Source organism: Micromonospora sp. NPDC005298 (assembly GCF_040607375.1).
GTDB lineage: Bacteria > Actinomycetota > Actinomycetes > Mycobacteriales > Micromonosporaceae > Micromonospora.
In genome coordinates, this window is the sequence record NZ_JBEXGP010000012.1 from 130,253 (window position 1) to 150,035 (window position 19,783).

The window sequence follows — 19,783 nt, forward strand, 5'->3', positions numbered from 1 at the left end:
AGTTGTCCGACATTCTCGTGTCCGAGCAGTCCGCGCCGGGACCCGGCGGGTCCGGACGTCCCTCCGGCCGGCTGCTCGAGGTCGACGACCTGCGGGTGGAGTTCCGCACCCGGGACGGCGTCGCAAAGGTCATCAACGGGGTCACGTACCACGTCGACGCGGGGGAGACCCTCGCCGTGCTCGGCGAGTCCGGCTCCGGCAAGAGCGTCACGGCGCAGACCATCATGGGCATCCTCGACACGCCCCCGGGGTTCGTCACCGGCGGCCAGGTCCGCTTCCACGGCAAGGACATGCTCCGCATGTCCAGCGAGGAACGCCGCCGCATCCGCGGCGAGGGCATCGCGATGATCTTCCAGGACGCGCTCTCCGCGCTGAACCCCGTCTTCACCGTCGGGTTCCAGATCGCCGAGCAGTTCCGCGTCCGGCGGGGCCTGGGCCGCGCCGAGGCCAAGAAGCGCGCGATCGAGATGCTCGACCAGGTCAAGATCCCGAACGCCAAGGGCCGGTTCAACAACTACCCGCACCAGTTCTCCGGCGGTATGCGGCAGCGCGCGATGATCGCGATGTCGCTGGCGCTCGACCCGGAGGTGCTGATCGCGGACGAGCCGACCACCGCGCTCGACGTGACCGTGCAGGCCCAGATCATGGACCTGCTCGCCGAGGTCCAGCGTGAGCGGCACATGGGCATGATCCTGATCACCCACGACCTCGGCGTGGTCGCCGACGTCGCGGACCGGATCGCGGTCATGTACGCGGGCCGGATCGTCGAGGAAGCCGACGTGTACGACCTGTACGCCAAGCCGGCGCACCCGTACACGATGGGTCTGATCGACTCGATCCCGCGCATGGACGAGAAGGGGCAGCAGCTCCGGACGATCAAGGGCCTCCCGCCGAACCTGATGAACATCCCGCCGGGCTGCCCGTTCAACCCGCGCTGCCCCATGGCCCAGCCGGTGTGTCGGGAGAAGATCCCGCCGCTGCTGCAGGTGGGTCACGCCCGGGCCAGCGCCTGCCACTTCGCCGAGGAGCTGGTGAACCGTGACTGAGAACATCATCGAGGTCCGTGACCTGGTCAAGCACTACCCCGTCACCCAGGGTGTGGTGTTCAAGAAGACCGTCGGTCAGGTCAAGGCCGTGGACGGGGTCTCGTTCGGCCTGCGCGCCGGTGAGACGCTCGGCGTGGTCGGCGAGTCCGGTTGCGGCAAGTCGACGCTGGCCCGGGTTCTGATGAACCTGGAGAAGCCGACCGCCGGCAGCGTGGTCTACAAGGGCCAGGACATCTCCAAGCTGTCCGGTGGCGCACTGCGGCGTCTGCGTCGACAGATCCAGCTGGTCATGCAGGATCCGTACACCTCGCTGAACCCGCGGATGACGGTCGGCGACCTGATCGGTGAGCCCTTCGAGATCCACCCGGAGGTGGCACCGAAGCGCAGCCGGCGCGGCAAGGTCAAGGAACTGCTCGACCTGGTGGGGCTCAACCCGGAGCACATCAACAGGTACCCGCACCAGTTCTCCGGCGGTCAGCGCCAGCGCATCGGCATCGCCCGCGCCCTCGCGCTCCGCCCGGAGATCATCGTCTGCGACGAGCCGGTCTCGGCGCTCGACGTCTCCATCCAGGCGCAGGTCATGAACCTGCTGGAGCAGTTGCAGAACGAGTTCGGGCTGTCCTACGTCTTCATCGCCCACGACCTGTCGGTGGTCCGGCACCTGTCGGACCGGGTCGCGGTCATGTATCTCGGCAAGATCGTCGAGATCGGCACCGAGGACGAGATCTACGAGCGGCCGACCCACCCGTACACCCAGGCACTGCTCTCCGCGGTGCCGGTGCCGGACCCGACGCAGCGGAACAACAAGACGATCATCCGGCTCACGGGTGACGTGCCGTCGCCGATCAGCCCGCCGTCGGGCTGCCGGTTCCGGACCCGCTGCTGGAAGGCGCAGGACGTCTGCGCCGAGAAGGTCCCGCTGCTTGAGGTCCGGCAGGGCTCGGACCACCCGAGCGCCTGCCACTTCGCCGAGAAGCGCGAGATCGTCGCCACGCACCAGGTGTGAGGTCCCCGGAACCGCCTGCCGACGTCACTACGACGACGGCAGGCGGTTCCGTCTGTATGGCGCCGTGGGCGACCGGGCCGCCGGGGTGGTCCCGGAGGTCGGGTCGCACACCCGTGGGCCGCCCGGGTCGCTCACAGCGGGCCGCGACCCGCCCGCAGCAGTAGCAGTGCCAGTTGGGTGCCGTCCGCGCCGAGCGCGGTCCGGAAGCGTTCCAGGATCTCCCGTTCCCGGGAGAGCACGAGCCGCGTCCCACCGGAGGCCATCCGGGTGACCCCGACCTCCTGGGACAGCGTCGCCCGCTCCTGCCAGAGCGAGATGAGCGCGTGGTCGATCTCGTCGATCCGTTCCCTGATCTGCACGATCCGGGCGGCGGCCGTGGGTTCCGCGGTGCCGGTGCGTGCCTCGCCCGGCCCGGCGTCCCCGCTCGGAGGCGCCACCGCCGGCTCGTTCCCGCTCGCCGGGGGCTGCTCGGCCACCGGTCGGCTCGGGTTGCCGCTCTGCTCCACCACGTCTGTCATCATCGGGTACCTCTCGCACTGTGGTGCCCGGTGCCCGGATCCCGGGACGAAAAAGCCCCGGACTCCAGGAGCCCGGGGCTTTTCGCAGGTCTGATCGATCAGGCGCGACCTACGGCAGCCGGACTCCCGGTGCCGTAGTAAAAGTAGTAGCGCGCAGCGATCACGCCGTCGAGTATGCCCACGACGGTGGTCGGTGCGCAAGGATTCGGCGCCAACAGGGGTCATCGGGCGCGGGACCGGCGGGCGTGAAGTGTCCGACTGGCGGCATAGACTTGCCGCGCGATGCATCCTCTCTTCGACATTCCCGCGTCCCCGCCTGCGCCGGAGTCCGCGCCGGCCCGCCCGGACCGGCCCCGGCCGTCCGCCGTCCGCCTCGACCCGCAGCAGTTGCTCGCCGGGCTGAACGGGCCGCAGCGTGACGCGGTCAGTCACGCCGGTTCGCCGCTGCTGATCGTCGCGGGTGCCGGGTCCGGCAAGACCCGGGTGCTCGCCCACCGGATCGCCTACCTGCTCGCCGCCCGGGACGTCCACCCCGGGGAGATCATCGCGATCACCTTCACCAACAAGGCGGCCGGCGAGATGAAGGAGCGTGTCGCCGCGCTCGTCGGCCCGCGGGCCCGCCTGATGTGGGTGTCGACGTTCCACTCCGCCTGCGTCCGGATCCTGCGCGCCGAGCACGAGCACGCCGGCCTCAAGTCGACCTTCTCGATCTACGACGCGGACGACTCCCGCCGACTCATGCAGCTGGTCGCCCGCGAGCTGGATCTCGACCCGAAGCGCTACCCGGCACGCGGGCTGGCCGCCCAGGTCTCCAACCTCAAGAACGAGCTGGTCGACCCGGAGCAGTTCGCCGCGCGGGCCAGCGGGCCCAACGAGCGGGCGCTCGCCGAGGCGTACACGCTGTACCAGCGTCGACTGCGCGAGGCCCACGCCCTCGACTTCGACGACCTGATCATGACGACGGTGCACCTGCTCCAGTCCCACCCGCACGTCGCGGAGAGCTACCGGCGGCGGTTCCGGCACGTGCTGGTCGACGAGTACCAGGACACCAACCACGCCCAGTACGTCCTGATCAAGGAGCTGGTCTCCGGCACCGACGGCCTGGAGCCGGCCGAGCTGTGCGTGGTCGGTGACGCCGACCAGTCGATCTACGCGTTCCGGGGCGCGACGATCCGCAACATCCTGGAGTTCGAACGGGACTTCACCGACGCGCGGACGATCCTGCTGGAGCAGAACTACCGCTCCACCCAGACCATCCTCAACGCCGCCAACGCGGTGATCGACCGGAACACCTCCCGCAAGCCGAAGCGGCTGTGGAGCGAGGCCGGCGCCGGTGAGCGGATCGTCGGGTACGTGGCCGACACCGAGCACGCCGAGGCCGACTGGGTGGCCCGCGAGATCGACCGGCTGGTCGACGCCGACGAGACCCGCCCCGGCGACGTCGCGGTCTTCTACCGCACCAACGCCCAGTCCCGCGTCTTCGAGGAGGTGTTCATCCGCGTCGGCCTGCCGTACAAGGTGGTCGGCGGGGTGCGCTTCTACGAGCGCAAGGAGGTCCGCGACGCCCTGGCGTACCTGCGGTCGGTGGTCAACGACGACGACACGGTGAGCCTGCGGCGGGTGCTCAACACCCCGCGCCGGGGCATCGGCGACCGCGCCGAGGCGTGCGTGGAGGCGCTCTCCAGCCGCGACCGGATCTCGTTCGGCGCGGCGCTGCGCCGGGCCCGGGAGGCGCCGGGCATCTCCAGCCGGGCGGCCAACGGCATCGCCGACTTCGTGGCGCTGCTCGACGGCGCCCGCGAGTTGGCCGAGACCGGCACCCCGGAGGAGGTCCTGGAGGCGCTGCTGACCCGCTCCGGCTACCTCACCGAGCTGGAGGAGAGCCTTGACCCGCAGGACGCCGGTCGGGTGGACAACCTCCAGGAGCTGGTCAGCGTCGCCCGGGAGTACACCGAGCGCATCGAGGCGACCGGCGAGGACGGTGAGCGGGCCACCCTGGCCGGCTTCCTGGAGCAGGTCGCGTTGGTCGCGGACGCCGACCAGATCCCGTCGGACGACCCCGACCACCAGGGCGTGGTCACCCTGATGACGCTGCACACCGCCAAGGGCCTGGAGTTCCCGGTGGTGTTCCTGACCGGGCTGGAGGACGGCGTCTTCCCGCACCTGCGCTCGCTCGGCGACACCCGCGAGCTGGAGGAGGAGCGCCGTCTGGCGTACGTGGGCATCACCCGCGCCCGGCAGCGGCTCTACCTGTCCCGGGCGGTGACCCGCTCGGCGTGGGGGCAGCCGTCGTACAACCCGCCGTCGCGGTTCCTGGAGGAGTTGCCGACGGAGCTGGTGCACTGGGAGCGCACCGAGGGGTCGTACACCTCGTGGGCCGGCGGGGGCGGCGGCGTCGGCGGGCGCGCGGACCGCGCGCCCGGCGTGCGTGGCACATTCACCGGGGGTACGCCGAAGGCGGCGCAGCTGGCCCAGCGGCTCGGCGTGGACGCCAGCCGGCTGACCACGGCCAGTGAGCTGCCGCAGGGCCCGAAGGTGTCCGCCGGTGACCGGGTCAACCACCAGCGGTACGGGTTGGGGCGCGTGCTCGCCGTCGAGGGCCATGGCCCGGGTGCCCGCGCGCAGATCGACTTCGGCGACCAGACCATGTGGCTGGTGTTGCGCCACGCGCCGATCGACAAGCTCTAACCCCCGCAGAACCGCGCCGATCTCGCACTTTCGGTCAGCGATAGGGGCGGGTACGCCCTTTGTGTCGCGGCAGAAAGTGCAAGATCGGCGCGCAGGGGAGTGGAGCGGGTCAGCAGCCCAGGTTCACGCCTCGGGTGCGCATGAAGGGCGCCGGGTCGATCTGGTTCCACATTCCCTGGTGCACCTCGAAGTGCAGGTGCGGGCCGGTCGCGTCGCCGGTGGCGCCCTCGTAGCCGATGACCTGGCCGGCCTTGACCTTCTGGCCGACGGTGACCGCGATCCGGCTCTGGTGGGCGTAGTGGGTGAGGTAGCCGTTGCCGTGGTCGACGAAGACGGAGTTGCCGTAACCGTCGGAGGCGTCGCCGGCCTGGGTGACCGTGCCGGCGGCGGCGGCGCGGATCGGCGTGCCGGAGGGCAGCGCCAGGTCGATGCCGGCGTGCAGGGTGCCCCAGCGCTGTCCGTAGCAGGACGTGACCGACGCGCCCGGCATCGGGTCGACCCACGCGGGCGTCGGCTTGGTGGTCTTCTTCGGCTTCGGCTTCGGCTTGGCGGTGACCGTCTTCGTCGGGGTCGGGCTGGCGCTGGCCGTTGACGGGCTCGCGCTGGGGCTGGCCGACGGGGTGGCCGGCGCGCTCGACTCGCGGGCCGAGCGGTCCGCCCGGTCGGCGGCCTCGGCGCGGGACTGCGCGTCGGCGGAGACAGCGGTGGGCGCCGGGCGCTCCGGCCCGGTGGTGGCGACGGCGACTCCGCCGATGCCGAGCGCGACCAGGGCTGCCGCACCGAGTACGACGAGGCGGTTCCGCCGGGCGGGGCGTCGCTGCGGCTGCTCGCCCGTGGTGTCGGGGGTGTTCTCGTTCTGGACGGGGCTGTCTTCCTGCACGGCGGACCTTCACAGTCGAGGGGGCACTTGACCTCGAAATACTGGTGTCGGGCCGGGTCGGGCCGGGTGCCGGGACCGGACCGCCGCCCGACGGGTCGGCGGGGCACTGCCCGGATACGTCCCGCATCGCTGCGGTCCGTCCGTATTTGTGATCATGGGGTGGGGTGCCGTCGGTCACAGTCGGTGCTGTGACCCAGCAGACATCGGCCCACGAAAAACCGCCCGGATCGACAGATCCGGGCGGTCAACGGTCGATACGCAGCGTCAGGACGCGGCTACCTCGCTGTAGATTGCCTCGACTTGCAGCTTGATGTCCACTCCGCGCTCCTGCAGGAACGGCACCGGGTCGATCGGCTGGCCCTTGACATGAAGCTCGAGGTGCAGGTGGACGCCGTAGGCGTGGCCCGTCTGACCCACCAGACCGAGCTGGTCGCCCGCCTTGACCTGCTGCCCCTCCTTGACGGTGACCGCCGAGGAGTGGCCGTAGATCGCTTCGGTGCCGTCGGCGTGCTGGACGATCACCGCGTTGCCGTACCCGCCGAACCAGCCGGCCTTGGTGACCAGGCCGTCGTGCACCGCCACGTACGGCGTGCCCTCCGGGACGACCAGGTCGACGCCGGTGTGCATCTTGCCCCAGCGCAGCCCGTAGGGGGAGTTGAAGTCGTAGCCCTGCAGCGGCAGCAGCCAGACCTCGCGCTCGGCCGCCTCCTTGCCCCGGCTGTCCCGGGAGGCGCGGTCGGCGTTGTCGGCGCGGGCCGCGGCGTCCTGACTGGTGACCGACGCCTGCTTGAGCTCGTCGAGGACCGACGGGCTGACGTCCTTGGCGTCCGGCAGGGCGCTCGCGCCGAGCGCGACGATGCCGGCTCCGACGAACGCCGTGGTGACGACCGCCGCGTAGCGGCTGCGGGGTGGGGTGGGTACGCGGCGGCGACCGCGATATCGATCGGGCTCAGACGACAGGCGCTGGCGCACGCACACCCTCCGTTGTCGGGGTTCCGAAGCGGCCGGTGGACGTTCGTGAAGCTTCGTTGAACGTCCGCTGACCGCGTCGTCACCCGTCCATGGACCTGATGACAACCGTGGACACGTTAGCCAACCACCAGGCGAGTCACAAGCCAGAGCGCAGAATTGGCGTGTCGATCTGTCCGTTTGCGTCCATGATTGTCACGCATCGCCCCGTCGAACGGTGCCCTCGTTACTGCCCGTTCGTCGCCGAGCGTGACCGGTCCGGCGGAGTCGTCCGGCTTGACGACGCGGCCCGGCGGACCCCGCTCGGGCTCGACCGCGGCCGACGGGTTTCCCGGCCCCGATTTCCCGGCCCCGGTCGGCCGGGTTACCGTTCGTTCAGGTGAAGGCCGTGGAGCCGGTGAAAGGTGTGCGCTGATGAGCTCTCGTATTCGGGTCGTCGTCGCCAAGCCAGGCCTGGACGGCCACGACCGGGGCGCCAAGGTCGTTGCGCGCGCCCTGCGTGACGCCGGGATGGAGGTCGTCTACACCGGCCTGCACCAGACGCCGGAGCAGATCGTGGAGACCGCCATCCAGGAGGACGCCGACGCGGTCGGCCTCTCCGTTCTGTCCGGCGCGCACATGACGCTCTTCCGCCGCGTCCTGGAACTGCTCGGCGAGCGGGACGCCCGGGACATCGTCGTGTTCGGCGGCGGCATCATCCCCAACGGCGACATTCCCGAGCTGGAGAAGCTGGGCGTCGCGAAGATCTTCACGCCGGGGGCCACCACCCAGGCGATCGTCGAGTGGGTGCGGGAGAACGTGGCGCAGCCGGTCGCCTGACACGTACCGGCGCGGGTCGTCGGGCGGGTCCGGGCACGGGGGAGGGGCCGGACGCACCCCTCACACGTCCGGCCCCTCTATGCACGATGCCCCGCCGCCACCCCTCGACCGACAGGGCATCGGCCGTCTCCCGTCATCGCGCTGTGCAGCGCTCCGACACCTGACTCAACGACGCCCCGTCGGGCGGGTTACGCACCCCCGGCAACATCGCCCGGACGACTGACTCCCCGCGTGTCGGGGACCGGAACCTGCCCCGCGCGCCGCCTGGTTGTGCATTACCGCACACCGTGCACCCGCTCGGTTGCCGGCCGTGCCCACCTCGCTAGGCTGCGGCCAATGGCCTGTGTCAAGTGATGACAGGCGTCAAACTGTTTTCAACGCTGGTGGCGGCGCGACGGCGCGCCGCGGAGACGGGACGGGACGCGCAATCGTGGACCTGTACGAGTACCAGGGGCGGGACCTGTTCGAGCGGCACGGCTTGCCCGTGCTGGCCGGCGGCGTCGCCACTACCCCTCAGGAGGCCCGCGCGATCGCCGAACGCCTCGGCGGTCGTGTGGTCGTCAAGGCGCAGGTGAAGGTCGGCGGCCGAGGCAAGGCCGGCGGCGTCAAGCTGGCCGAGGGCCCGGATGAGGCGGTGGCCAGGGCCACCGACATCCTCGGCATGGACATCAAGGGTCACACCGTCCACAAGGTAATGATCACCGTGACGGCGGACGTGGCCGAGGAGTATTACTTCTCGTACCTGCTCGACCGGGCGAACCGCACCTTCCTCTGCATCGCCAGTGTGGCCGGCGGTATGGACATCGAGCAGGTCGCCGCCGACACCCCGGATCGCGTGGTCAAGGCGCCGATCGACGCGAACACCGGCGTCGACGAGGCCAAGGCGCGGGAGATCGTTTCCGCCGCCGGCTTCCCGGCCGAGGTCGCCGACCAGGTCGTCGAGGTGGCCGTCGGCCTGTGGCAGGCGTTCGTCGCCGAGGACGCCACGCTGGTCGAGGTGAACCCCCTCGCGAAGAACGGCGACGGGCGGATGCTGCTGCTCGACGCCAAGATCACCTTGGACGAGAACGCCGCGTTCCGGCACCCGGACCACGAGGCCCTGGTCGACCAGGCCGCCGTGGACCCGCTGGAGCAGGCCGCCAAGGAGAAGGACCTCAACTACGTCAAGCTCGACGGCGAGGTCGGCATCATCGGCAACGGCGCGGGTCTGGTCATGTCGACCCTCGACGTGGTCGCGTACGCCGGTGAGCGGCACGGCAACGTCAAGCCGGCCAACTTCCTCGACATCGGCGGCGGCGCGAGCGCCGCGGTGATGGCGAACGGGCTGGAGATCGTGCTCTCCGACCCGGCCGTGAAGAGCGTCTTCGTCAACGTCTTCGGCGGCATCACCGCCTGCGACGAGGTCGCCAACGGCATCATCCAGGCGCTGGCCCTGTTGGAGCAGCGCGGCGAGCAGGTCACCAAGCCGCTCGTCGTCCGCCTCGACGGCAACAACGCCGAAGCCGGCCGGGCGATCCTGGACGGCGCCAACAACCCGCTCGTACAGCGGGTGGACACCATGGACGGCGCGGCCGAGCGGGCCGCCGAGCTGGCAGCTGCGGGGGTCTGATCATGGCTATCTGGCTGACCAAGGACTCGAAGGTCATCGTCCAGGGGATGACCGGTTCCGAGGGTTCCAAGCACACCCGGCGGATGCTCGCCGCCGGCACCAACGTGGTGGGCGGCGTCAACCCGCGCAAGGCGGGTCAGAAGGTCGACTTCGACGGCACCGAGCTGCCGGTCTTCGCGTCCGTGGCGGACGCCATGGCCGAGACCGGGGCCGACGTCACGGTCATCTTCGTGCCGCCGCAGTTCACCAAGGCCGCCGTCGTCGAGGCGATCGACGCCGCGATCCCGCTGGCCGTGGTGATCACCGAGGGCGTGCCGGTGCACGACACCGCCGCGTTCTGGGCGTACAACCTGGCGCAGGGCGAGCGGACCCGCATCATCGGGCCGAACTGCCCGGGCATCGCCTCGCCGGGCGCGTCCAACGCCGGCATCATCCCGGCCGACATCACCGGCTCCGGCCGGATCGGCCTGGTCAGCAAGAGCGGCACGCTGACCTACCAGATGATGTACGAGCTGCGGGACATCGGCTTCTCCACCTGCGTCGGCATCGGCGGTGACCCGATCATCGGCACCACCCACATCGACGCGCTCAAGGCGTTCGAGGCGGACCCGGAGACCGACGCCATCGTCATGATCGGTGAGATCGGTGGCGACGCCGAGGAGCGGGCCGCCGAGTTCATCAAGGCCAACGTCACCAAGCCGGTGGTCGGCTACATCGCCGGCTTCACCGCGCCCCCCGGCAAGACCATGGGCCACGCCGGGGCGATCATCTCCGGCTCGGCCGGCACCGCCGAGGCGAAGCAGGCGGCGCTCGAAGCCGTCGGCGTCAAGGTCGGCAAGACGCCGACCGAGACCGCGAAGCTGATGCGGGAGATCATGTCCGGCAACTGAGCCGGCAGGGCAGCGGCGAAGGGGTCGACCGGTTCCGGTCGGCCCCTTCCTCGTACCGCCCGCTCAGTCGTTGTTCCAGAACGGGTAGTTGCCGGTGAGACGCAGGATCGAGCCGCCGATGATGTTGATCACGCCGAACACGATGGCGAGGTACCCGAGCACCGGCGACTGCCCGTAGCGCCGGGCATCCCGGATGGACAGATAGCCGAAGACGATGCCGAGGATGCCGCAGCAGATCAGGCCCAGCACGATGCCCAGCACACCCCAGAGCGTCGTCCGGTCCCGTCCCCGGGCCGGTGGCGGCGGGGGCGGGGGATATGCGGTCGTCACAACTACCTCCGGGCGGTCGTGGGCGGCAGCCGTCCCGGACCGTGACCGGTGGACCCGACCCGGGGTGCCGGCGACGCACGCCCCCTCTGGGCCGAGGCTAGACCGGACCGGCCGTCGCAAGCCGAGGTTCGGTCAACTCGCCGCCCTTCGGGGCGGGTTAACGGACTGCTCCCGCCCGCGCGACGTGCCAGAGTAGAGCGGATGTCCCCCGTCACCCCTGACCGACCCAGCCGTCCCGGCGGTGTGCGCGCCGACGACCGGCCGGTCGACCGCGCCACGCCGGCCCGACGGGTGCCCGCGCCCCGCGCCGGTGGGTCGCCGCGTGGGCGGGCGCCACTGCCCGTCGCCGCCGGGGTCGCCGCCGGCTGGGCCGCCCTCACGTCGTACCTGCCGGTCGCCATCGTCCTCGCCCTGGTCCAGCTCGGCGCCGACGGCGCCACCCTGGGCGGCGCCCTGCGCACCGCGCTGGCCGGCTGGCTGGTCGGGCACGGGGTTCCGCTGCACACCGAGGCCGGCCCGTTCGGGCTCGCCCCACTGGCGCTCACCGTGCTCGCGATCTGGCGGCTCACCCGCGCCGGTGTGCACGTCAGCCGCGCGATCGGTGCCCGCGACACCCGCTCACCGCGCCGGGCGCTGCTCGCCGCGGGCGCGGTCGGCATCGCGTACGCGCTGCTCGGCGCACTCGCGGCGCTGCTTGTCGGCGCCGGCGGCCCGGACGCGTCCCCGATCCGGGCGGCGGCCACCTTCGCGGCGGTCGGCACACTCGCCGCGCTGGTCGGCGCGACCCGGATCACCGCCGTCACCCGGCTGCTCGTCGACCGGATGCCGGCCCGGCTGCGCGACGGCGTACGCACCGGCCTGGTGGCCGGGCTGCTGCTGCTCGGCGCGGGGGCCGGCGCGGCCGGGCTGGCCGTGGCCACCGGCGGCGGGGACGCCGCCGACATGATCGGGGCGTACCGCACCGGGGTGTCCGGGCAGGCCGGCGTCACCCTGGTCAGCGTGGCGTACGCGCCGAACGCCGCGGTCTGGTCGGCGAGCTACCTGCTCGGGCCGGGCTTCGCCGTCGGCACCGACACCGCGGTCCGGACCAGCGAGGTGTCGGTCGGCGCGCTGCCGGCCGTACCACTGCTCGCCGGCCTGCCGCGCGGCCCGGTGGACGGCCTCGGTGCCCTGCTGCTCGCGGTGCCGGTGCTGGCCGGGATGGTCGCCGGGTGGCTGCTGGCCCGCCGGGTGGCCCGACTCGCCGGGCCGGAGCGGCCCGCGCGGCGCTGGGCCGAACTGTTGGCGCCGGCGGTGCTGGCCGGGCCGGTGGCCGGGGTGGTGCTCGGTGCGGCCGCCGCGATCTCCGGCGGCCCGCTCGGCGCCGGCCGGCTGGCCCAGGTCGGGCCGGTGGGGTGGCAGGTCGGGGCGGTGGCGGCCGGGGTCATCGGGGTCGGCGCGCTCCTCGGCGCCGCGGCCACCCGGGTGCTGACCCGCGGGCCCGCGCAGTAGGAACGAGCGCGGGGCGCCCCGGACGAGATCCGGAACGCCCCGTAGCCACTCGGGTCCGTCAGGGCTGGGTCGGCAGTCCGACGTTCAGCGCGACGCTCAGGATGACCGAGATGATGCCGAGCGCGACGCCGACCGCGCCACAGATCAGGCCGGCCTTGGCCTGACCAGCGTTGCTCGCCTGCCCCTGCGCCGCCTTCTGCCGGCCCAGGTAGCCGGTCACCGCACCACCGATGCCGACCGGGATGCCCAGCAGGGGGCAGCAGGCCAGTGGGATCGACGCGATACCGAGGATCAGCGCCACCAGGCCGAGGGTGTTGTTCTGCCCCTGCGCCTGCTGCGGGTACCCGGCGTTCGGGTACGTCGGTGCGCCGTACTGCGGCTGCTGCTGCCCGTACGGGTCGTGCGGCTGCTGCCCGTACTGCGGCTGCTGCTGCCCGTACGGGGCCTGCGGCGCGGCGTACGGGTCGTGCGGCTGCTGGCCGTACGGCTGGCCGGAGGTGGGCTGCTGGCCGTACGGGGCGGCCGGCGGCGGGGCGTACGGGTCGTGCGGCGGCTGGGGGGCGGTCGGGTCCTGGTTGGGCTGCTGGCCGTACGGGTCCTGACCGGGGTTACCGGGCTGCATTCGAGAAGCTCCTTGGGACTGGTTCCGTCAGTTGGTGCTGCTGTTCCCACTCATGATCGCGCCCAGGCCGCCCAACGCACAGCACAGGAGGGCGACGACATACCAAGCGATGCCCACGATGAGGGCCCACTTCGACCACTTCCGTGATTCCGCGGCGGCGGCCTGGGCGCCCGCGTAGTCGCCCTGCTGGAGAAGCGGGTTGACCTTCGAGGCGTTGATGATCGCCGGGATGGCCAGCGGCCAGAAGAGGAAGATGGCGACGATCGACATCGTCATGTTGTTGTTGACCGGCGGCTGCTGGTGGGGGTGGGTACCGGGCTGCATGGGGGTGCTCCTCATTCGAACGACACGGCTGGCGTGCCGGATCTGTGGTGGGGGGTGCGGGCCGGCGCGACGTCCGGCCCGAGCGACCGGCAGCGTACCGGGTCGATGCCCGTCCGTACTGTCAAAGATCGGCGCGCCGCCCGGCCGGAGCGTGTCCCTGACCTGCCCGATAGGGTGGCCCGGTGACCGAGCCCGCGTCCGCCGCCCGCATCGTCGTCCTCGTCTCCGGCTCCGGGAGCAACCTGCAAGCTCTGCTGGACGCCGCCGCCGACCCCGCGTACGGCGCGCAGGTCGTCGCGGTCGGCGCGGACCGTGACGGCATCGCGGGCCTGGACCGGGCAGCCGCGGCCGGCGTGCCGACGTTCGTCGAGCGGGTCCGCGACCACGACACCCGGGAGGACTGGGACCGGGCGCTCACCGCGCACGTCGCGAAGCACCAGCCCGACCTGGTCATCTCCGCCGGGTTCCTCAAGCTGGTCGGCCCGCACTTCCTCGCCGCCTTCGGCGACCGCTACCTGAACACCCACAACACGTTGCTGCCGGCGTTTCCCGGCATCCACGGCCCGCGCGACGCACTCGCCTACGGCGTGAAGCTCACCGGGGCCACGCTCTTCTTCGTCGACGCCGGTATGGACACCGGGCCGATCGTGGCGCAGGTCGCGGTGCCGGTGCTCGACGACGACGACGTGGACACGCTCACCGAACGCATCAAGGAAGCCGAGCGGCGCCAGCTCGTCGAGCAGGTCGGCCGTCTGGTCCGCGAAGGCTGGACCATCACCGGAAGGAAGGTCACGGTTCCGTGAGTCCCACTCAGGACGGGCGTCGCCCCATCAGGCGGGCGCTGGTCAGCGTCTACGACAAGACCGGGCTGGTCGAGCTGGCCCGGGCCCTGCACGCGGCCGGCGTGGAGATCGTCTCCACCGGCAGCACGGCGGGCACCATCGCCGCCGCCGGCGTGCCGGTGACGCCCGTGGAGACGGTGACCGGCTTCCCCGAGGTGCTCGACGGCCGGGTGAAGACCCTGCACCCCAAGGTGCACGCCGGTCTCCTCGCCGACCTGCGTAAGGACTCGCACGTCACGCAGCTGGACGAGCTGGGCGTGGCCGCGTTCGACCTGCTGGTGTCCAACCTCTACCCGTTCCAGGCGACCGTCGCCTCCGGCGCGGACGTCGAGGAGTGCGTGGAGCAGATCGACATCGGCGGTCCGGCCATGGTGCGGGCCGCCGCCAAGAACCACGCCTCGGTGGCCGTGCTGACCGACCCGTCCAGCTACCCGGCGTTGCTCGGCGCGCTCGGCGAAGGTGGCTTCACCCTGGCCCAGCGTCGCGCGTTGGCCGCGCGGGCGTTCGCCGACATCGCCGAGTACGACGTGGCTGTCGCCCAGTGGTGCGCCAGGGAACTGGCCCCGGTCAACGACTCGTGGCCGGCGTTCACCGGGACGGCGCTGCGCAAGTCGGCAGTGCTGCGGTACGGGGAGAATCCGCACCAGCCCGCCGCGCTCTACGTCGACCCGGACGCCCCCGCCGGGCTGGCGCAGGCCGAGCAGTTGCACGGCAAGGAGATGTCGTACAACAACTACGTCGACGCGGACGCCGCCTGGCGGGCCGCGAACGACTTCGCCGACCAGCCGGCCGTGGCGATCATCAAGCACGCCAACCCGTGTGGCATCGCGGTGGGCGCGGACGTGGCCGAGGCGCACCGTCTGGCGCACGCCTGTGACCCGGTGTCGGCGTTCGGCGGCGTGATCGCGGTCAACCGGCCGGTCTCGGTCGAGCTGGCCCGGCAGGTCGCCGACATCTTCACCGAGGTGGTGGTCGCCCCCGGCTTCGACGAGGGCGCGGTGGAGGTGTTGCAGGGCAAGAAGAACATCCGGCTGCTGCGTGCCCCGGTGTGGACCCCGGCGACTGCCGAGTGGCGGCAGGTGACCGGTGGCGTGCTGACCCAGGTCGCCGACCGGGTGGACGCCCCCGGTGACGATCCGGCCAACTGGCGGCTGGCGACCGGCGAGGCCGCGGACGAGGACCTGCTGCGTGACCTCGCGTTCGCGTGGCGGGCGGTCCGCGCGGTGAAGAGCAACGCGATCCTGCTCGCCAAGGGCGGCGCGACCGTCGGGGTCGGCATGGGTCAGGTCAACCGGGTCGACTCGGCGCGGCTGGCGGTCGACCGCGCCGGCGCCGACCGGGCGCGGGGTTCGGTGGCGGCCTCGGACGCGTTCTTCCCGTTCGCCGACGGCCCGCAGATCCTCATCGACGCCGGTGTCCGCGCCATCGTGCAGCCTGGCGGCTCGATCCGCGACGAAGAGGTCATCGAAGCGGCAAAGAAGGCCAATGTGACGATGTACCTGACCGCCACCCGCCACTTCTTCCACTAACCCACCCCACCCCACCCCACCCCACCCCCTGCCGCACCCGCGTGATCATGAGGTTGGCGAGGCGCTTTGTCCGCTGTGTCCCTCGCCAACCTCATGATCACCGGTGCCGACCGGGGGGTGGGTGGGGTGGGGTGGGGTCAGGCTGGGGTTGTGGGGCGGAGTTCGGCGAAGTGGCAGGCGGACGGGTGGGGGTCGGCGGCCCGCTCGACGAGCTGCGGATCCTGTGTGGCGCAGATGTCCTGGGCCTTCCAGCAGCGGGTGCGGAAGTGGCAGCCGGACGGCGGGTCGGCCGGGCTCGGCACGTCGCCGACCAGCCGGATCATGGTGCGCTGGTCGCGTACCTCCGGGTCCGGCACCGGGACCGCCGAGAGCAGCGCCTGGGTGTACGGGTGCGTGGGCCGCTCGTAGATCTGGTCCTCGGTGCCGATCTCGACGATCCGACCGAGGTACATGACGGCGACCCGGTCGGCGATGTGCCGGACCACCGACAGGTCGTGGGCGATGAAGATGTACGACAGCCCGAACTCGTCCTGCAACTGCTCCAGCAGGTTGATCACCTGGGCCTGGATGGAGACGTCGAGCGCCGAGACCGGCTCGTCGCAGACGATGATCTCCGGGCGGAGCGCGAGGGCGCGGGCGATGCCGATGCGCTGGCGCTGACCGCCGGAGAACTGGTGCGGGTACCTGTTGATGTGCTCCGGGTTGAGCCCGACCACGTCCAGCAACTCCTGGACCCGCTTCTGCTTGCTGCCCTTGGGCGCCGCGTCGGGGTGGATCTCGAACGGTTCGCCGATGATGTCGCCGACGGTCATCCGCGGGTTCAGCGAGGTGTACGGGTCCTGCATGACCATCTGCATGTTGCGGCGCAGCCGGCGCAGTTCGCCGCCGGAGGCCTTGAACAGGTCCCTGCCCTCCAGGGTGGCATTTCCGGAGGTGGGCGTCTCCAGGCGCATCAGCAGCCGGGCGAGGGTGGACTTGCCGCAGCCGGACTCGCCGACCACGCCCAGCGTCTCGCCCCGGCGCAGCTCGAAGCTCACCCCGTCGACGGCCTTGACCGCTCCGGTCTGCCGCTGGAACAGCACGCCCTGACTGATCGGGAAGTGCTTCACCAGGTTGTCGACGGAGAGGATGGTCTCGCCGCGGACCTTGGTGGGGCTAGCGGGCGCTGTCATCACGGACCTCCTGCGCGAAGTGGCAAGCGCTGGTCCGGCCGTCGCCGAGGACCAGGTCGTGCGGCACCACGTCGACGCAGACCTGCTGCACGTACGGGCACCGGGGGTGGAACGGGCAGCCGGAGGGGATGCGCATCAGGTTCGGCGGCAGACCCTTGATCGTCGCCAGTTCCTGGCCGCGCACGTCCATCCGCGGGATCGACTCCAGCAGACCCTTGGTGTACGGGTGGGCCGGCGCCTTGTACAGCGAGCGGACGTCGGCGTGCTCGACGATGCGGCCCGCGTACATGACGGCGATCCGGTCCGCGACGCCGGCGACCACGCCCAGGTCGTGGGTGATCAGGATCATCGCCATGTTGAGGTCGCGGCGCAGGTCGGCGAGCAGGTCCATGATCTGGGCCTGCACGGTGACGTCGAGCGCGGTGGTGGGCTCGTCGGCGATCAGCACGTTCGGGTCCAGCGCCAGCGCCATGGCGATCATGACGCGTTGCCGCATGCCACCGGAGAACTGGTGCGGGTAGTCGCCGATCCGCTTCGCGGCACCGGGGATCTTGACGAGGTCCATCAGTTCGATCGCCCGGCGGCGGGCGTCGCCCCGGGACATGCCGGAGCGTTGGCGCAGCGTCTCGCCGATCTGCCAGCCCACCGGGAAGACCGGGTTCAGCGCGGAGAGCGCATCCTGGAAGATCATGGCGATCTCCTTGCCGCGGACCTGCCGGCGCTGTTCCTCGGAGCTGGTGAGCAGGTCCTGACCCCGGTAGAGGATCTGGCCGGAGCGGACGAACGCGGGCGGCGTGTCCAGGATGCCCATGATCGCCTGTGCGGTGACCGACTTGCCCGAGCCGGATTCACCGAGCACCGCGAGGGTCTCCCCGGCGTCCAGGTGGTACGACACCCCGTTGATGACCCGGGCGACGCCCTCGTTGGTCCGGAACTCGACGTGCAGGTCCCGCAGCTCGAGCAGGTGGCCGCCGTCGGGTGTGGCGGACGCGGGGGTGGGTTCGACGGTCATGAGTTGATCACCGCAGCTTCGGGTCGAAGGCGTCACGGATCGCGTCGCCGAGCATGATGAACGCCAGCACGGTCAGCGCGAGGAAGGCCGACGGGACGATCAGCGGTGTCGCCGCCTCCCGCATGTGGATGCGCCCGGTGTCGATGTCCTGGCCCCACGAGATGGTCGGCGCCTTGAGGCCGATGCCCAGGAAGGAGAGCGTCGCCTCGGCGGCGATGAACGAGCCGAGCGCGATGGTCAGCACGACGATTGCCGGGGCGAGCGAGTTCGGCAGGATGTGCCGCCACATGATCCGGCCGTTGCCGGCACCGAGCATCCGGGCCGCCGCCACGTAGTCCTGCTCCTTGGCGGTGATCACCGAGGAGCGCACCACCCGGGCGGCGGTGGTCCAGCCCAGGATGGCCAGCGCGAAGATCACCGCGGCGATCCGGGCGTTCTCGCTGTCGCTCGACACCCGCTTGAGCAGCACGATCGCGGCCAGCAGCAGCGGGATGCCGAGCACCACGTCGATCACCCGGGAGAGCACGGCGTCGACCCAGCGGCCGAAGTACCCGGCGAGCATGCCGACGACAAGCGCGATGATGCCGGTGCCCAGCGCCGCGAGCGCGCCGACCAGCAGCGACGCGCGCGTGCCGTAGACCGCCCGGGAGTACGTGTCGCAGCCCTGGAAGTCGTACCCGAAGATGGCCCCGCCGGACGGCCCGGCGTGCTGCCGGGAGAGCAGGCAGTCGTTCGGGCTGTTGGCGGTGAAGACACCGGGGGCCAGCGCCATCAGCGTGAAGATGACGACGAGCGTCAGCGAGATCCAGAAGATCGGGTTGCGGCGCAGGTCGCGCCAGGCGTCTCCGGCCAGGCTGCGCGGCTTCTGCGGAGCGCCGATCTGGTTCGGGGTGCCCGGCTCGCCCGAGGGGCCGCGCCGCGCGGCCTGGTTCTCGGTGGCCGCCACAGTTTCGAAGTCACTCATAGCGGATCCTCGGGTCGAGTACGGCGTACAGGACGTCCACCACCAGGTTCGAGACCAGGTAGACCACGACCAGCACGCTGACGATGCCCACCACCAGGGGGCCGTCCTCGGTGCGGATGCCGCGGAAGAGGTTGAAGCCCACGCCGGGGATGTTGAAGACGCCCTCGGTGATGATCGCGCCGCTCATCAGGTTGCCGAGTTCCACACCGAGGAAGGTGACCACCGGGATGAGCGAGTTGCGCAGCACGTGGACGGTGACGATGCGGCGCTTGACCAGGCCCTTGGACCGGGCGGTCCGGACGTAGTCGGCGCGCAGGTTCTCCGCCACCGAGGTACGGGTCAGCCGCAGCGCGGTGGCCAGCGACAGCGAGCCGAGCACGATGCCGGGCAGCAGGAGCGCGTAGAACGTGGGCTGGGAGCCGGCGGTGGGTGGGAAGAGCTGCCACTTGACGCCCAGGAGGTACTGCGCGAGCGGCGCCAGCACGATCGTCGGGATGCCCAGTACCAGCAGGGTCAGTACCAGCGTCGAGTTGTCGAAGATGCTGGCCCGGCGGATGCCGGCGACCACGCCGGCGGTGACTCCGAAGATGATCGCCACGGCGAGCGCGATGATCGCGAGTTTGAGGGTGACCGGCCATGCGGCCTGGAGGATGTCGCCGATCTGCCGGCCGGTCAGGGACTGGCCGAGGTCGCCCTGGAGCAGGCTCCTGACGTAGTCGAAGTAGCGGTAGAAGAAGCCACCGACGCCTGTCGCGTCGAGGTGGTACTTCTCCGTCAGGTAGGCCCGCTGGGCCTCCGTCACCGGTCGTTCGCCCGCGAGGGCCTGGATGGGATCGCCCTGGCCGGCGAACATCAGCGCGTAGACGATCAGGGTGGTCCCGAAGAACGCCAGGACCATCTGGAGTAGGCGCCGCAAGATGTAGCGGAACATGCTTAGCAGTCTCTCCGGAAATGTGCGAAAGGGTCGCAGGACGGCATCTCTGGTCGTACCCGAAATGTCGGAGACATGCCGTCCGGCCCGGGGGAGCCGGCGCCACCGCCGCCGGGTCCGCGCTGGCGGAGCCCGGCGGCG

Annotated in this window: 19 protein-coding genes; 9 read left to right on the forward strand and 10 right to left on the reverse strand. The window is 71.2% G+C overall.

Annotation, left to right across the window (positions count from 1 at the left end; all coding sequences use genetic code 11):
* Positions 1-17 precede the first annotated feature (17 nt).
* Together ABZS77_RS18720 and ABZS77_RS18725 are read left to right on the forward strand one after the other, a co-directional pair.
* Positions 18-1,046 (forward strand): ABC transporter ATP-binding protein, encoded by a 1,029-nt coding sequence (locus tag ABZS77_RS18720; RefSeq protein WP_354824103.1) that lies wholly within the window; start codon positions 18-20, stop codon positions 1,044-1,046.
* Entirely contained in the window at positions 1,039-2,052 is a 1,014-nt protein-coding gene (locus ABZS77_RS18725; RefSeq protein ID WP_354824067.1) for a dipeptide ABC transporter ATP-binding protein, read from the forward strand. Before ABZS77_RS18720 ends, ABZS77_RS18725 begins: the two co-directional genes overlap by 8 nt.
* 131 nt (positions 2,053-2,183) lie before the next feature.
* On the opposite strand, the gene ABZS77_RS18730 is transcribed toward ABZS77_RS18725, so the two are convergent.
* Positions 2,184-2,573 (reverse strand): chorismate mutase, encoded by a 390-nt coding sequence (locus tag ABZS77_RS18730; protein ID WP_354824069.1) that lies wholly within the window; start codon positions 2,571-2,573, stop codon positions 2,184-2,186.
* Positions 2,574-2,852: 279 nt separating this feature from the next.
* On the opposite strand from ABZS77_RS18730, the gene pcrA reads away from it, so the two are divergent.
* Positions 2,853-5,258, forward strand: a complete 2,406-nt coding sequence (gene pcrA / locus ABZS77_RS18735) for a DNA helicase PcrA (protein ID WP_354824071.1) — start codon at positions 2,853-2,855, stop codon at positions 5,256-5,258.
* 109 nt (positions 5,259-5,367) lie between these two features.
* On the opposite strand, the gene ABZS77_RS18740 is transcribed toward pcrA, so the two are convergent.
* Together ABZS77_RS18740 and ABZS77_RS18745 are read right to left on the reverse strand one after the other, a co-directional pair.
* Entirely contained in the window at positions 5,368-6,138 is a 771-nt protein-coding gene (locus tag ABZS77_RS18740) for a peptidoglycan DD-metalloendopeptidase family protein (RefSeq protein ID WP_354824073.1), read from the reverse strand.
* 264 nt (positions 6,139-6,402) lie between these two features.
* A complete protein-coding gene (locus tag ABZS77_RS18745; RefSeq protein ID WP_354824075.1) occupies positions 6,403-7,110 on the reverse strand; it encodes a M23 family metallopeptidase in 708 nt (235 codons plus the stop codon).
* Between the two features lie 411 nt (positions 7,111-7,521).
* Between ABZS77_RS18745 and ABZS77_RS18750 the strand changes: the two genes are divergently transcribed.
* From ABZS77_RS18750 to sucD, 3 genes are all read left to right on the forward strand, one after another.
* Positions 7,522-7,926, forward strand: a complete 405-nt coding sequence (locus tag ABZS77_RS18750) for a cobalamin B12-binding domain-containing protein (protein ID WP_139584684.1) — start codon at positions 7,522-7,524, stop codon at positions 7,924-7,926.
* Between the two features lie 430 nt (positions 7,927-8,356).
* Positions 8,357-9,535, forward strand: a complete 1,179-nt coding sequence (gene sucC, locus ABZS77_RS18755; RefSeq protein ID WP_354824077.1) for an ADP-forming succinate--CoA ligase subunit beta — start codon at positions 8,357-8,359, stop codon at positions 9,533-9,535.
* A gap of 2 nt (positions 9,536-9,537) precedes the next feature.
* Complete coding sequence (gene sucD, locus ABZS77_RS18760; RefSeq protein WP_121654418.1) at positions 9,538-10,425, forward strand: succinate--CoA ligase subunit alpha; 888 nt, start codon at positions 9,538-9,540, stop codon at positions 10,423-10,425.
* 63 nt (positions 10,426-10,488) lie between these two features.
* Here sucD and ABZS77_RS18765 read toward each other — a convergent pair whose 3' ends face one another.
* Positions 10,489-10,755, reverse strand: coding sequence for a DUF4190 domain-containing protein (locus ABZS77_RS18765; RefSeq protein ID WP_139584109.1), 267 nt, complete (start codon positions 10,753-10,755; stop codon positions 10,489-10,491).
* Positions 10,756-10,956: 201 nt separating this feature from the next.
* Here ABZS77_RS18765 and ABZS77_RS18770 point away from each other — a divergent pair, with 201 nt between their 5' ends.
* Positions 10,957-12,246 (forward strand): DUF6350 family protein, encoded by a 1,290-nt coding sequence (locus tag ABZS77_RS18770; RefSeq protein WP_354824079.1) that lies wholly within the window; start codon positions 10,957-10,959, stop codon positions 12,244-12,246.
* 58 nt (positions 12,247-12,304) lie between these two features.
* Here ABZS77_RS18770 and ABZS77_RS18775 read toward each other — a convergent pair whose 3' ends face one another.
* Both ABZS77_RS18775 and ABZS77_RS18780 read right to left on the reverse strand, forming a co-directional pair.
* On the reverse strand, positions 12,305-12,868 hold the full coding sequence (locus ABZS77_RS18775) for a hypothetical protein (RefSeq protein WP_354824081.1): 564 nt from the start codon (positions 12,866-12,868) through the stop codon (positions 12,305-12,307).
* 27 nt (positions 12,869-12,895) lie between these two features.
* Complete coding sequence (locus tag ABZS77_RS18780; RefSeq protein ID WP_354824082.1) at positions 12,896-13,192, reverse strand: CD225/dispanin family protein; 297 nt, start codon at positions 13,190-13,192, stop codon at positions 12,896-12,898.
* Between the two features lie 182 nt (positions 13,193-13,374).
* Here ABZS77_RS18780 and purN point away from each other — a divergent pair, with 182 nt between their 5' ends.
* The gene (gene purN / locus ABZS77_RS18785; protein WP_354824084.1) at positions 13,375-13,995 is read left to right on the forward strand and encodes a phosphoribosylglycinamide formyltransferase; all 621 of its coding nucleotides are present in this window, start codon (positions 13,375-13,377) and stop codon (positions 13,993-13,995) included.
* A complete protein-coding gene (purH, locus tag ABZS77_RS18790; protein WP_354824086.1) occupies positions 13,992-15,563 on the forward strand; it encodes a bifunctional phosphoribosylaminoimidazolecarboxamide formyltransferase/IMP cyclohydrolase in 1,572 nt (523 codons plus the stop codon). The genes purN and purH overlap by 4 nt, the downstream gene beginning before the upstream one ends.
* Before the next feature lie 137 nt (positions 15,564-15,700).
* Here the strand turns inward: purH and ABZS77_RS18795 are convergent, their stop codons facing one another.
* Genes ABZS77_RS18795 through ABZS77_RS18810 form a run of 4 tightly spaced genes read right to left on the reverse strand, consistent with a single transcriptional unit; the run spans position 15,701 to position 19,642 of the window.
* Positions 15,701-16,735, reverse strand: coding sequence for a dipeptide ABC transporter ATP-binding protein (locus tag ABZS77_RS18795; protein WP_354824088.1), 1,035 nt, complete (start codon positions 16,733-16,735; stop codon positions 15,701-15,703).
* Complete coding sequence (locus ABZS77_RS18800) at positions 16,719-17,747, reverse strand: ABC transporter ATP-binding protein (RefSeq protein WP_354824090.1); 1,029 nt, start codon at positions 17,745-17,747, stop codon at positions 16,719-16,721. Before ABZS77_RS18800 ends, ABZS77_RS18795 begins: the two co-directional genes overlap by 17 nt.
* Before the next feature lie 7 nt (positions 17,748-17,754).
* On the reverse strand, positions 17,755-18,711 hold the full coding sequence (locus ABZS77_RS18805) for an ABC transporter permease (RefSeq protein WP_354824092.1): 957 nt from the start codon (positions 18,709-18,711) through the stop codon (positions 17,755-17,757).
* A complete protein-coding gene (locus ABZS77_RS18810; RefSeq protein ID WP_354824094.1) occupies positions 18,704-19,642 on the reverse strand; it encodes an ABC transporter permease in 939 nt (312 codons plus the stop codon). Before ABZS77_RS18810 ends, ABZS77_RS18805 begins: the two co-directional genes overlap by 8 nt.
* Positions 19,643-19,783: the final 141 nt, after the last annotated feature.

What these genes read in the sequence shown, in the direction of transcription:
- ABZS77_RS18800 (WP_354824090.1), bottom strand. Translation starts at nt 17,747, where the DNA reads ATGACCGTCGAACCCACCCCCGCGTCCGCCACACCCGACGGCGGCCAC.
- ABZS77_RS18810 (WP_354824094.1), bottom strand. Translation starts at nt 19,642, where the DNA reads ATGTTCCGCTACATCTTGCGGCGCCTACTCCAGATGGTCCTGGCGTTC.
- ABZS77_RS18805 (WP_354824092.1), bottom strand. Translation starts at nt 18,711, where the DNA reads ATGAGTGACTTCGAAACTGTGGCGGCCACCGAGAACCAGGCCGCGCGG.
- pcrA (WP_354824071.1), top strand. Translation starts at nt 2,853, where the DNA reads ATGCATCCTCTCTTCGACATTCCCGCGTCCCCGCCTGCGCCGGAGTCC.
- ABZS77_RS18780 (WP_354824082.1), bottom strand. Translation starts at nt 13,192, where the DNA reads ATGCAGCCCGGTACCCACCCCCACCAGCAGCCGCCGGTCAACAACAAC.
- ABZS77_RS18750 (WP_139584684.1), top strand. Translation starts at nt 7,522, where the DNA reads ATGAGCTCTCGTATTCGGGTCGTCGTCGCCAAGCCAGGCCTGGACGGC.
- ABZS77_RS18795 (WP_354824088.1), bottom strand. Translation starts at nt 16,735, where the DNA reads ATGACAGCGCCCGCTAGCCCCACCAAGGTCCGCGGCGAGACCATCCTC.
- ABZS77_RS18730 (WP_354824069.1), bottom strand. Translation starts at nt 2,573, where the DNA reads ATGATGACAGACGTGGTGGAGCAGAGCGGCAACCCGAGCCGACCGGTG.
- sucD (WP_121654418.1), top strand. Translation starts at nt 9,538, where the DNA reads ATGGCTATCTGGCTGACCAAGGACTCGAAGGTCATCGTCCAGGGGATG.
- ABZS77_RS18775 (WP_354824081.1), bottom strand. Translation starts at nt 12,868, where the DNA reads ATGCAGCCCGGTAACCCCGGTCAGGACCCGTACGGCCAGCAGCCCAAC.
- ABZS77_RS18770 (WP_354824079.1), top strand. Translation starts at nt 10,957, where the DNA reads ATGTCCCCCGTCACCCCTGACCGACCCAGCCGTCCCGGCGGTGTGCGC.